This window comes from Nocardia puris (genome assembly GCF_036051655.1).
Taxonomy (GTDB): domain Bacteria; phylum Actinomycetota; class Actinomycetes; order Mycobacteriales; family Mycobacteriaceae; genus Nocardia; species Nocardia puris.
The window spans coordinates 651,439-663,613 of the sequence record NZ_CP107943.1 but is presented as its reverse complement, the minus strand read 5'-3'; the positions used below and the strand labels follow the sequence as shown (position 1 = coordinate 663,613).

12 protein-coding genes are annotated in these 12,175 nt (G+C 68.4%); 11 read left to right on the top strand and 1 reads right to left on the bottom strand.

Annotated features, from left to right (window positions below):
* Positions 1-52 precede the first annotated feature (52 nt).
* The 5 genes from OHB21_RS02940 (at position 53) to OHB21_RS02920 (ending at position 5,240) form a co-directional block, all read left to right on the top strand.
* Positions 53-1,480, top strand: a complete 1,428-nt coding sequence (locus OHB21_RS02940; protein WP_232331700.1) for a hypothetical protein — start codon at positions 53-55, stop codon at positions 1,478-1,480.
* A 177-nt stretch (positions 1,481-1,657) separates the two neighbouring features.
* Positions 1,658-2,101: a 50S ribosomal protein L13 gene (gene rplM, locus OHB21_RS02935; protein ID WP_067507465.1), complete on the top strand. Its 444-nt coding sequence runs from the start codon at positions 1,658-1,660 to the stop codon at positions 2,099-2,101.
* Positions 2,098-2,610 carry a 30S ribosomal protein S9 gene (gene rpsI / locus OHB21_RS02930; protein ID WP_084537476.1) on the top strand — a complete coding sequence of 171 codons (513 nt, stop codon included), beginning with the start codon at positions 2,098-2,100 and terminating at the stop codon, positions 2,608-2,610. The genes rplM and rpsI overlap by 4 nt, the downstream gene beginning before the upstream one ends.
* 208 nt (positions 2,611-2,818) lie before the next feature.
* Positions 2,819-4,195, top strand: coding sequence for a phosphoglucosamine mutase (gene glmM, locus OHB21_RS02925; protein ID WP_195125504.1), 1,377 nt, complete (start codon positions 2,819-2,821; stop codon positions 4,193-4,195).
* Positions 4,196-4,391: 196 nt separating this feature from the next.
* The gene (locus tag OHB21_RS02920; protein WP_067507271.1) at positions 4,392-5,240 is read left to right on the top strand and encodes a type IV toxin-antitoxin system AbiEi family antitoxin domain-containing protein; all 849 of its coding nucleotides are present in this window, start codon (positions 4,392-4,394) and stop codon (positions 5,238-5,240) included.
* 68 nt (positions 5,241-5,308) lie between these two features.
* Here OHB21_RS02920 and OHB21_RS02915 read toward each other — a convergent pair whose 3' ends face one another.
* Positions 5,309-6,961: an ABC-F family ATP-binding cassette domain-containing protein gene (locus OHB21_RS02915; RefSeq protein ID WP_195125503.1), complete on the bottom strand. Its 1,653-nt coding sequence runs from the start codon at positions 6,959-6,961 to the stop codon at positions 5,309-5,311.
* Between the two features lie 169 nt (positions 6,962-7,130).
* On the opposite strand from OHB21_RS02915, the gene OHB21_RS02910 reads away from it, so the two are divergent.
* From OHB21_RS02910 to OHB21_RS02885, 6 genes are all read left to right on the top strand, one after another.
* Entirely contained in the window at positions 7,131-7,322 is a 192-nt protein-coding gene (locus tag OHB21_RS02910; protein ID WP_067507265.1) for a PspC domain-containing protein, read from the top strand.
* 119 nt (positions 7,323-7,441) lie between these two features.
* Positions 7,442-7,750, top strand: a complete 309-nt coding sequence (locus tag OHB21_RS02905) for a DUF6802 family protein (RefSeq protein WP_067507262.1) — start codon at positions 7,442-7,444, stop codon at positions 7,748-7,750.
* 289 nt (positions 7,751-8,039) lie between these two features.
* A complete protein-coding gene (locus OHB21_RS02900) occupies positions 8,040-8,339 on the top strand; it encodes a hypothetical protein (protein ID WP_067507259.1) in 300 nt (99 codons plus the stop codon).
* A 13-nt stretch (positions 8,340-8,352) separates the two neighbouring features.
* Positions 8,353-9,978 carry a hypothetical protein gene (locus OHB21_RS02895; RefSeq protein ID WP_195125502.1) on the top strand — a complete coding sequence of 542 codons (1,626 nt, stop codon included), beginning with the start codon at positions 8,353-8,355 and terminating at the stop codon, positions 9,976-9,978.
* 41 nt (positions 9,979-10,019) lie between these two features.
* Entirely contained in the window at positions 10,020-10,406 is a 387-nt protein-coding gene (locus tag OHB21_RS02890; RefSeq protein ID WP_067507249.1) for a hypothetical protein, read from the top strand.
* A 97-nt stretch (positions 10,407-10,503) separates the two neighbouring features.
* Positions 10,504-12,174, top strand: a complete 1,671-nt coding sequence (locus OHB21_RS02885; protein ID WP_324192063.1) for a serine/threonine protein kinase — start codon at positions 10,504-10,506, stop codon at positions 12,172-12,174.
* The last annotated feature ends 1 nt before the right edge of the window (position 12,175 follow it).

The following is a 12,175-nucleotide window of genomic DNA, read 5'->3' as shown; positions in this document are numbered from 1 at the left end:
ATGGGATGTGGTGTCCGTGGCAGCGGGCGGCGGAAGCACTCCGATCCGCCCGGTGCAGGTGGAGGGTACGTTCACGCCACCGGCGTATCTGCTGGCGGACGCGTCCGGCCGGCTGCACACGGCGGGGGTCGACCGGCAGCGCCCCGACCTGGGCATGGCGATCGCCGACGTGCGCGACATCATCGGGCACTCGCAGATCGTGGTGGCCGGCGCGACGTGGCCGGCGGAGATGGTGTTCCGCGCCCGCATGTACAACCCGCTCGCGTCCATCGGCAAGTACCTGCGCGGCAAGCCCGACGTGGTCGCGCTGCCCTTCCCGGACGGCTGGCCGGACGAGAAGGTCGACGCCTACGCCGAACTGGTCGAGACGCTCGACGTGACGGTGGAACCCCTGCCGGAGAGCGTCGCGCTGTCCGGGTACGTGCGCGCGCTCGGCCTGGTCCGCCCGCCCGACGGGCGCATGCCGCACGGCATCGGCGCGACCGGCGTCTACTCCGACGGCCGCACCATGCTGGTGGTGGCCGTGCACGGCGACGACGAGCAGCCCACCGAATCGGTGGACGTGCCCGTCGGTCCCGACGCCATGCGCGATGCCCGCTCGGCCGACAACGTGGTGATCGAGGTGATGGCGGCGGCCCGCGCGATCGGCGCCGACACCTCCACGGTGCTGCTGACCGGCAACGTCTGCTTCAACGACGCGCTGCGCCTGGCCTTCCAGAACCATCTGGGCCATCGCCTGCACGTGGCCGACCACCCGATGCACGCGCTGGTGCTCGGCGCGACGCACCTGCTGGTGACCGACAGCGATGCCGGTGAGCCGCAGAGTTCGGGCAGGCACGCCGAGCCGCCGCGCCAGGACTACCCGCCCCAGCCGCCGCGCCCCGCGCCGCCGGTGGATCCGGGCCGGCGGGGGCCGGATGCCGGTCCGCCGTCGGGATCGCCGGTCGTGAGCTACGGCCCGGGATATCCGACGGTCGGCCCCGGTGCGCCCGACTCCGGTGACGAGCCCACCAGGCGCGTCACCCGGGAAGATCTGCGCGGCCTGCCGCCGAACGCCCCGGACGAGGGTGGCCGGTTCACGAGACCGCCCGAGGACCCCGGTTCACCGCGCGGCAGGCATGCCAGCGTGTGGGACGAGCCCGAGGAACACGACGGCGGTAAGGGCAAGGTCTGGAACAAGGTGCGCGACAACCTGTTCGGCGCGCAGACCGTGGTCGGCGCGGTGGCGCTGGCCATCGTCGCCCTGCCCGGTGAGGGCGGACAGGTCGAGCTCACCGCGTCGGCGGCGGAGTCGGTCGCGGCGCCCGTGGCCTGTGGGTTCACGCCCCGCGCCATCCTGGGGGAGCCCCGCCAGGGCATCACCACGGTGCGCGGTTTCGCCGACGCCGACGCCGAGTGCGCGCCGAACATGGACACCCTGCGCTACGTGGTGCCCGGCCCGCCGGGCGCCGTCGATCCGGGCCCGCCGGTGCAGATCTGACCGGATTCTCCGCCGTCGATACCGCCCTGGTATCGTGGCTCCTCGGCGTGTGGACGGCCTCGGGATTCCGCTGTGGATACCGGGGCCGCCGACCGAGGCCCGGGTCTCCACCGGCCGCCGGGAACCCCTCGACCGCACGCCGTGGCCGGCAGCACCGACTACAGACAGGGAAGCACTGTGCCTACGTACAGCCCCAAGGCTGGTGACGTGACCCGCAAGTGGTACGTCATCGATGCCACTGACGTAGTGCTCGGCCGTCTTGCCGTCCAGGCAGCGAATCTGCTGCGTGGCAAGACCAAGCCGACCTACGCGCCGCACGTCGACGGTGGCGATTTCGTCATCATCATCAATGCCGAGAAGGTCGCGATCTCCGGCAACAAGCGTGAGAACAAGCTCATCCACCACCACTCCGGGCACCCGGGCGGCCTCAAGTCGCGCACTGTCGGTCAGGTGTTGGAGACCCGTCCCGAGCGTCTCGTGGAGAAGGCCGTCAAGGGCATGATCCCCAAGAACAAGCTGGGCAACGCGATCGCGGGCAAGCTCAAGGTCTACGCGGGCCCGAACCATCCGCACGCGGCCCAGCAGCCCGTTCCGTTCGAGATCAAGCAGGTGGCCCAGTGACCGCTCCCGAAGAATTCAACGAGTTCGCCGAAGAAGTCGTCGTCGAGGACGGCGCCGCCGAGGTCGTGGAAGAGGAATACGGCTACGAGGCCGAGCCCGCCACCTACGCCCCGGTCCTGATCGACCGCCCGGTGCAGACCGTCGGCCGCCGCAAGGAAGCCGTCGTCCGCGTCCGCCTGGTGCCCGGCTCGGGCAACTTCGTGCTCAACGGCCGCACCATCGAGGACTACTTCCCGAACAAGGTGCACCAGCAGCTGGTCAAGTCGCCGCTGGTCACCGTCGAGCGCACCGAGTCCTTCGACGTGTACGCCCGCTTGGTCGGCGGCGGCCCGTCGGGTCAGGCCGGCGCCCTGCGCCTGGCCATCGCCCGCGCGCTGATCGAGGTCACCCCGGATGATCGTCCCGCGCTGAAGCGGGCGGGCTTCCTGACCCGTGACCCGCGTGCCACCGAGCGCAAGAAGTACGGTCTGAAGAAGGCGCGCAAGGCGCCGCAGTACTCGAAGCGCTGATTCCGGCACCGCCCGCCCCCGTCATCCGGCACCCTGGTGGTGCCGGTGTCGGCTCGGCGACCGATCGCGCCGGGGTGGTACGCACCGCCTCGGCGCCGGTCGCCGTCCGATACGGCGTGGCCGGCGTGGCAGCTGTACGAGAGCAGGCTTCCAGCATCGCTGGTGGCCTGCTCTCGTGCTGTATCAACCACCGATGAGGGGCTTAGGTATGGGACGTCTGTTCGGCACCGACGGGGTACGCGGTCTCGCCAACGAATCGCTGAGTCCGGAGCTGGCGCTGCGGGTCGCCGGTGCGGCCGCGCAGGTGCTCGGCCGCGGCAAGAAGCGGGCGCTGGCCGTGGTGGGCCGCGATCCGCGCGCGTCCGGCGAGATGCTGGAGGCCGCGGTCACGGCGGGCCTGACGGCGGCCGGGGTGAACGTGCTCGCGGTCGGCGTGCTGCCGACGCCCGCGATCGCCTATCTGACCGGCCTGTACGACGCGTGCCTCGGTGTGATGATCTCCGCCTCGCACAACCCCATGCCGGACAACGGCATCAAGATCTTCGCGGCGGGCGGGCACAAGCTCGACGACGCGGTGGAGGACCGCATCGAGGCCGCCATGGCCGAGGCAGCCTCCGTCCGTCCCACCGGTGCGGGCATCGGGCGCGTCCTGAACGCCTCCGGCGCGCGCGACCACGGCCTCGTCATCCCCGATCACTACAGCGTCGAGGGCACGCACGAGCGCTATGTCGAGCACCTCGTGGAGGCGACGGGCCAGGACTTGAGCGGCATCACCGTGGTCGTGGACTGCGCGAACGGCGCCGCCGCCGAGGTGGGCCCCACGGCCTACCGCGAGGCGGGCGCCACCGTGATCGCGATCAACGCCGAACCCGACGGGCTCAATATCAACGACGGGTGCGGGTCCACCCATCTCGATCAGGTGCGCCGCGCCGTGGTCGAACACGGCGCCGACCTGGGTCTGGCCCACGACGGCGACGCGGACCGCTGCCTGGCCGTGGACGCCGCGGGCACTGTGGTCGACGGCGACGCCATCCTGGCGGTGCTGGCCATCGCGATGAAGGAATCCGGTGAGCTGGCCGCCGACACGCTGGTCGCCACCGTCATGAGCAACCTCGGCCTGCACATCGCCATGCGCGAGGCGGGAATCGCGTTGCGCACCACCGCCGTCGGCGATCGCTACGTGCTGGAGGAACTGCGCGCGGGCGGTTTCACGCTCGGCGGCGAGCAGTCCGGTCACGTGGTCTTCCCCAAGCACGGCACCACCGGCGACGGGGTCCTGACCGGCCTGCGGCTCATGGCGCGAATGGCGTCCACCGGGCGGTCCCTGGCCGACCTGGCGAGCGTGCTGCGCACCGTGCCCCAGATCCTCGTCAACGTCCCCGTCTCCGACAAGGCGGCCGTCGCCGCCGCCCCCGAGGTGCGCGAAGCCGTCACCGAAGCCGAACGCATCCTCGGCGACACCGGCCGAGTCCTGTTGCGCCCCAGCGGAACCGAGCAACTCGTCCGCGTCATGGTGGAGGCCTCCGACCTGTCCCAGGCCCGCCAGGTCGCCGACGACCTCGCGAAGCGAGTCGCGTCCGTCTAGGCCTCCGACGGCGCTGCTCGGCCGGGTCGAACACGGGTCGTTCGGCGGCAGCGATTTTCGGAAGGGAAGTGGCGACGGGGGTGCCGACCTCCCTGCCGAGCGGCCCGTTGTCCACAGGCGCGAATCTGTCCACAGGACAACCGTTTTCCCAGGTCGGGGGGACGGGGCCGGAGAGGTTTTCCTCGACTCTGGTCGCATGCGACCGGGACTGACGGAAGTTCGAGACAGGCAATTCGGAGCGTTCACCAGCTGGCAGGCGCTGTGCGAGTACAGCAGGGCCGAGCTGCGTGCGCGGGTGGAGAGCGGGCGGTGGGTGCGCGTCTTCCGCGGCGTGTACCGGGAGGTCACCACGCCACCCACGGCGCGCCTGCGGGTCGAGGCCGCGCGGCTGTCGATCGGGGCGCCCTCCGTGGTGGCCGCCTTCGAGACGGCCGCCGAACTGCACGGATTCGGGGTGACCGGAAGCGGCGTCACCCACGTGCTGGGGCCGCGTCAGGCGCGGTCGTCACGGTTGATCGTGCACCGCATGCGGGCCGACCCCGGTGAACTGGAACTGGTCGGTGGCGTGGTCGCCACGAACGCCGTGCGCACCGCGATCGACGTCGCGCGCACCGCCGACCGCCCCGACGCGCTCGCCACGTTGGACGCGGCTGTCCGGCAAGGGGTTTCCATCGCCGCCCTCACCGACGAATGCGAGCGTCAGCGCGGCAGGCGCGGCGGCGGACAGGCGAGTGAGCTGGTCGGGCTGGCCGACGGACGCGCCGAATCTCCGGCGCAGTCGCGGGTCCGGCTGCTGTGCATCGATGCCGGGCTGCCGCATCCGGTGCCGCAGGTGCGGATGGGCGAGGGTCCGCAGCGGGTCGATCTGGGCTGGCCGGACAAGCGGATCGGCATCCGCTGCTTGACGGCGCCCACGTCCGACGGGCAGCCGGTGGCGGGTGCGTCCACCTCCGACGGCTGGGTGGTCCTCCTGGTCGCCACCGAAGCATGCCGCAGCCCCGAGAACCTGCTCGAGCCGATCCGCTTCGCCATGGAACGGCGGTGAGCGGGATGGGGATTCGCCTCCTGGTGCGCCGCACCGTGCGGTTCGTGGGGGAATGGCGCCGCCGGGCTTCAGCTTTCGGAGAGCTGCCCGTTCTCCATGTGCCAGCGGCGCGTCGCGCGCACGGAATCGAGCATCCTGCGGTCGTGCGTCACCAGGATCATGGTGCCCGTGAAGGATTCGACGGCCTGCTCGAGCTGCTCGATCGCGGGCAGGTCGAGGTGGTTGGTCGGCTCGTCCAGCACCAGCAGGTTCACCCCGCGCGCCTGCAACAGCGCCAGCGCCGCCCGGGTGCGTTCCCCCGGCGAGAGCGTGTCGCACGCGCGGCTCACGTGCCCTCCCCGCAGGCCGAACTTCGCCAGCAGCGTGCGCACCTCGGCGTCGGGCCAGTCCGGCACCTGCGCGGCGAAAGTGTCGGCCAAGCAAGCGCTTCCGCGGAACAGCCCGCGCGCCTGGTCGACCTCGCCGATCTCCACGCCGGAACCGAGCGCCGCGGTGCCACTGTCGGGGGCGGCCTTGCCGAGCAGCAGCGCCAGCAGGGTCGATTTCCCGGAGCCGTTCGCACCGGTCAGCACGATCCGGTCGGCCCAGTCGATCTGCGTCGTGATGGGGCCGAGGGTGAACTCACCGCGGGTGAGCGTCGCGCCGGCGGCGGTCGCCACCACCGTGCCGCTGCGCGGGGCCGCGGCGATCGACATGCGCAATTCCCACTCCTTGCGCGGCTCCTCCACCACGTCCAGCCGCTCGATGCGGCGCTGCGTCTGGCGCGCCTTGGCGGCCTGCTTCTCCGTCGATTCGGCGCGCATCTTCCGGCCCGCCTTGTCCGAGTCCACCTTCTTCGGGTCGCGGGCCTTGCGGCGGGCGTTGCGCACGCCGTGCTCGAGCCAATTGCGCTGCATCTGCGCGCGGGCCTGCAAGTCGGCCAGCGTACCGGCGTACTCCTCGTAGGACTCCCTGGCGTGCTTGCGCGCGATCTCGCGTTCGGCCAGGTAGGACTCGTACCCGCCGTCGTAGAGGCCGACCTGCTGTTGCGCGAGGTCCAGCTCGACAATGCGATTCACGGTGCGCGCCAAGAACTCCCGGTCGTGGCTGATCACCATCAGCGGCGCGCGCACGCCGTTCACGAAGCGCTCCAGCCGGGCGAGTCCGTCCAGGTCCAGGTCGTTGGTGGGCTCGTCCAGCAGCAGGATGTCGTAGCGCGAGAGCAGCACCGCGGCCAGTCCCGCCCGGGCGGCCTGCCCGCCGGACAGTGCCGTCATCGGGGTGCGCAGTCCGTCGGCCAGGCTGTCGGCGAGCCCCAGGTCGGCGGCCACTTCCTCGGCGCGCTGGTCCAGATCGGCGCCGCCGAGGGCGAGCCAGCGTTCCAGGGCGGGCGTGTACTCGTCCTCGCCGCCGTCGGCGAGCCGTTCCGCCGCCGCGTCCATCGCGGCCTGCGCGGCGGTGACTCCCGTTCTGCGGCCGAGGTATTCGAGCACGGTCTCGCCCGGCACCCGCTCCGGTTCCTGGGCGAGGTAGCCGACCGTGGCGTCGGGTGGGCTCAGCGTGATGGTCCCGGTGGGGGCGGCGCCGTCGGCGAGCATGCGCAGCAGCGTCGACTTGCCCGCGCCGTTCACCCCGACCAGCCCGATCACATCGCCGTCGGCGAGGGTGAGGTCGAGGTCGTCGAAGAGGGTGCGTTCGCCGTGTGCGGCGGACAGGCCGCGCGCGTGCAGAGTCGTGCTCACAGGAGAAGTCTGCCGGGTGCGCGTGGCGCGGCCGCACCCGCCTCGGGGTTGCACCCTGAGATTCGCCCGTCGGAAATCAGGGTGTGGATGGGGCCCGCGACCGATGCGCGGGGCGCGCCAGGTCCGGAGAGTGGAAGGTACAGATTCGACGTCAGAGAGGGATCTACCGATGACTGCCCCCACCCGCCGCTTCACCCGTTCCGACACCGACAAGTGGATCGCCGGCGTCTGCGGTGGAATCGCCGAGTACTTCGGCTGGAACGCCAATATCGTCCGCCTGCTGTTCGTGCTGTCCTGCCTGCTGCCCGGCCCGCAGTTCCTGCTCTACCTGGTGCTGTGGCTGGTCATCCCGAAAAAGTGACGTTCTCGATCGGGTAAGGGGGCTGCGCCGGAGCCGCGCGGATGTCAGGATGGTGATTGCCCGTGTGTTCCGCGGGCATCTCCACACCACCGCATGAGTCCCCGTTGAGGAGGAGCCACATGATCACCTCGGGCGAGTTCCCGGGTCTGGATCTACCCGACATCGACACCTCCTCCTCCCTGGGCGGCCTCGGCGCGGTCGAACTGAACCACCCCACCCAGGACATCGACGGCGACGGCATCCTCGACAGCATCACCACCCAGGGCGAGGACGCCATGCAGGTCTGGACCGACTTCGACCAGGACGGCATCGCCGACCAGGTCACCATCGTCGAGAACGACGGCGACTACGCCGCCTGGGAGTTCCACCGCCACCCCGACGGCTCTTCCGAATGGAAGCGCACCGACCAGGGAAAGATCGGTGAATAGGTAGTAGCTCACCCGGCGGCCGGCATCCCGATGCCGGCCGCCGCTGTTCCGCCCTGAGCCCAGGTCGGCCTCGTGGATCCCTGCCCCGTGCCGGCCCACGCCACCGCGCCCGATTGTGGCGTCAACGACCACCCCAGTAGATTGACTCCGAACACCTCGGGCGGGCACCGGTTCCGATGGAACCGATCACCGACCACGTGCGTCCAAGAAAGTATGGCGATACTCGGCACGCACGGGACTCCGAGCCGGGGGATCGGACGACACGCGACTACGGGAGGTGCCGGCACGGATGAGCACACTAGGTGTATCGACGGGGGATCTGGGCAAGCTCGCCAACGAGCTCCGCACATCGGGCGATATCGTCGCGAAGCAAGTGAAAAAGATCGGTGACAACCTCTTCGGGCCAGGGGAGGCGGGGGCGAACTATGCGACCGAGGGGAAGAAGATCCAGAGCGGCTTGGAGCAATTGAAGCAGCGGATCGATGACTGGTCGAAGGCGACCGACACGACTGCGGATGTGATCGGTGCGGCCAGCGTCAGCTACACAACGGTAGACGACCGGCGCGCCAGCGAAACCAACAAGCAGTAAGTGGGGGATTGTCGTGGAATACACAGTTCCGGGGGATGCGAGCGTCGAAGAGTACCTTCGGATGGGCTCCAAGTCGCTGCTGTACTTCGAGAATTTCGAACCGCGCTACATCAAGGCTTTCGGGCAACTGCCGGGCAGTACGCAGACCTACGACGAACTGCACAAGCGATTCTATGAACAGAACGGCCTCAATGAGGCGAAGCTCGTCGAGGCCACTGAAGCTTTGAAGGAAGCCGTGACAACGGCGGAGCAGCAACATGCGCAGCAGAAGACGACGCAGCAGAGTATCTCGCAGTCGTGGACCGGAGACGCTGGCACATCCGCTCAGGCAATGATGACAAAACAGTCGACACTCGCCTGGACTGACATCGAGAAAGCGAAGTCTGTGATTTCGGCCCTCGAATTGGCGCCGAAAGGGCTTCGTGAGGCCGCGAAAATAAAGGCCGATGTGGTGCTGCAAATTCGCGAGCATGGACTTTACGAGAAGATCGACGGGAAGACTCCGGAGAATGTAGACGATATCATCAACGGAGCGGGCGGGATTTCTTGGTCGAACTTCTATAGTGGTGATAGCGAGGCCAATAGGATTCACAACATATTTCCGGATATTGGCCAAGAGATGGGCCTGAGTGGAAAGTTCTTTAACTTCGTGAATCATGCGGGGATCGTGGCCCCGGGTTCGGAGTGGGAGCGGGCGGCGAAGGAGCGTTGCCAAAAATGGTTGGACGAGGTGTTCAAGGGTGACTACATCGACAAGGTGAATAAGTTTCTGGAGGCATGTGACGGTACCGACAGAAAAGTCAAGGAAGTCTACGGCGCGATCACCACTGCGATGGGCGGGATCGCGGAGGAGTCCTACCCCTGCCCTGTCGGCCCTTCAACCCCCAGCAATCCGGGACCCAGCACCCCGGGTCCGAGCACTCCTGGCCCGAGTACCCCTGGTCCCAGCCCGGGGCCGGGCACCACGGATGACCCATCGGTGGATGACGACGAGGATGATGACGACACGTCCACGAACCCCAGTGCCGCCGACTTGCTCGAAGGGCTCACCAGCGCCGCGCAGACTCTGTCCCCTCTGGTGAGCACACTGGCGCAGAGCCTGAGCACGGGGCTCACGTCATTGAGCGGCGTTATCGAGGATGGGGTCGACAATGCACTGGAGTATTTGAAGGAGCAGCAGGAAGACGCTGCCGGGAAAGAAGAGGAAGAAGAGCAGACAGAGGAAGGTAAGGAGAAGGATGATGACAAGTCCGCCTTCGACCTTGCTGGAAAGAACCTGAAGCTGGAGATGGGCCCGGACGGCCAACTCAAGCTCGTTGCGACCGATTCCGAGGGCAATTCGCAAGAGTACAGCGTGAAGCTGGACGAGAACGGGAACCCCGTGATCGTCGGTCAGGACGCTGAGCCGGATGGTGAGAAGTCGGAGGACAAGCCGAACGAAGGCTCGCAGAACGACCAGGGCTCGCCTGGCCCGGGTGGGATCCCCTCGGTACCGGGCTCGAAGAAGGAAGAGGACGGCGAACACACCCCCCAGCCCATTCCCGCTCCGACTGTCGAGGAAGAGCCGGAAGCGCCGGTGCCCACGCCCGAGCCGCCGTTCGACAGCGGCGCACGACTGGCTGAGGCGGGGCCGTTGTGAGCCTTGTGGCGTGACCGGCATCGTTGGTTAGGAGAGTAACCATGGTCGACTATCGCTCCGAGATGGAGCGGATCATCGACGACTGCCGACGTATTTCGGCAGCCATCTCGGAGGATCTGGAGGAGATCAACCGGCGTACAGCTGCGAAAAGTCAAGAGCTGGAGGCTCGTTCGCGAGCTGAACTTCGGCAATTCATGGAGGAGCACGGCGAGGAGTTCCGGAGGCAGGTCGCTGAGATAGAGGAACAGCAGCGCCGAGAGGCCGAGGAGAGGGCTGAGCGCGAACGCCGGGAAGCCGAGGAGAGGGAGCAGCGGGAGGCGGTGGCGCGGGCGATCGCGGCGCGGAAGTCGAAGAACGTTGTGACGCCGATCGATGAGGATGATGACCCCGAAGGGGAGTACTACCGGCGGCAGAGTTGGCTGGTGTGAGCGGGTGGGATGCGTTGGGCTCGTGAGGGTCCGGCGCGTCGCTTTCGGCTAGCATGGCCGTGCTCGACGGTGGGTGAGGGATCGAAGGGGGAGGCTTGTGACCGATCTGCGGCCCGGTGAGGTGTTCGCCGAGTATCGGATCGAGCGGGTATTGGGGCAGGGTGGGATGGGCACGGTGTTCTTGGCCAAGCATCCCCGGTTGCCGAGGAAGGTGGCGCTGAAGCTCCTCAACGAGGAAGTGTTCGGCGACAGCGAGATCCGGGCTCGGTTCGAGCGGGAGGCGGATCTGGTCGCGCGGCTCGAGCATCCGAATATCGTCGCGGTGTACGACCGGGGTGCGGAGGGGCGCAGCCTGTGGATTTCGATGCAGTACATCGCGGGCACCGATGCGGCCGAGTTCGGCGTGATGGAACCGGCATTCGCGGCGGGCATCATCGCCGACGCGGCCTCCGCGTTGGACTACGCCCATCAGCAGGGTGTGCTGCATCGCGACATAAAACCGGCCAATATCCTGCTCGGGGAAATGGACTCGGGCCGTCCGCCGCGAGTGTTCCTGGCGGACTTCGGGATTGCGCGGTTCCGCGACGAACAGAACGGCCTGACCCAGACCGGCACGTTCACCGCGACGCTCGCGTTCGCCTCGCCCGAGCAATTGACGGGGAATCCGCTGGATCATCGGTGCGACCAGTACTCGCTGGCTTGCACGCTGTTCGTGCTGCTCACCGGGCAGGCCCCGTTCGACGCGACCAATCCGGTCACCGTGATTCGCGCGCACCTCTCGGATCCGCCACCGCCGATCAGCACCCGCCGTGCGGGGCTGCCACAGGCGTTGGACGCGGTGCTGGCGAAGGCTCTCGCCAAACGGCCCGACGACAGATACTCCAGCTGCGGTGAGTTCGCGGCCGCGGTGAGCCGGGCATGGAGGACAGGCGGGCAGGTGTCGCAACCGCGCGCGGCGTCTGCTCCCGCCTGGCAGCAGCCGGCCAATCATGCGTCGCCACAACCTGTTCCGAGCTACGGGGCACCGAACCCGGGGTTTGCACCACCAGTGCGGCATCCCGCTCGGCCGCATCCCGCGCCGCAACCGTATTCCGCTCCGCAGGCCGCCCCCTATCCCGCTCAGCAGCAGTTCAGGCACGCGGTTCCGGCGCGGTCGAGCTCCGGTGGTTCGGGCAAGCTGGTCGCGCTGATCGGCGTCGGCTTGGCGATATTGCTTGTGGCCGTGGTGGGTGTGGTCGTTCTGGTGGCCAAGACCGCCGATTCGGCGACGTCGTCGTGGGTCGGGCTCACCACGGCCGCGTGGCCGCAGAAACAGCAGAGTGTCGTCGACGCGTTCCCGAAGATGCTGCCCGCCGGCGAGGGAATCTCCGCGAAGGGCTGGCGCGACGTCTTCTGTACCTTCTCCGATTCGACGGACCGCCTCGGTTTCCAGTGCCTGGGCGGCGCCGACGATGCCACCGGGTTCACCATCTACGACTACAAGTCCTCTGCAGGCGTCCGCGCGAAGCTGGAAACATATGGCGAGCAGAGCTATACGCGCGGCGCCGCACAGCAGATGCGGCGCCCGCACGACGGTTGCGCGATCGATCCGACGATCTTCATCCCACCGGAGAACGCGATCGCACCGATCGGGGACGGCGACTTCTTCACCGCGTTCCCCGATGACCCCACACTGTCCCGATACCTGGTCGGCGTCGAGATTCCGGAAGGTTCCACTCTCGAGCGGACCCTCGCGAACTGGTGGGCCGAAGCCCCGATCTGCGGCTGAC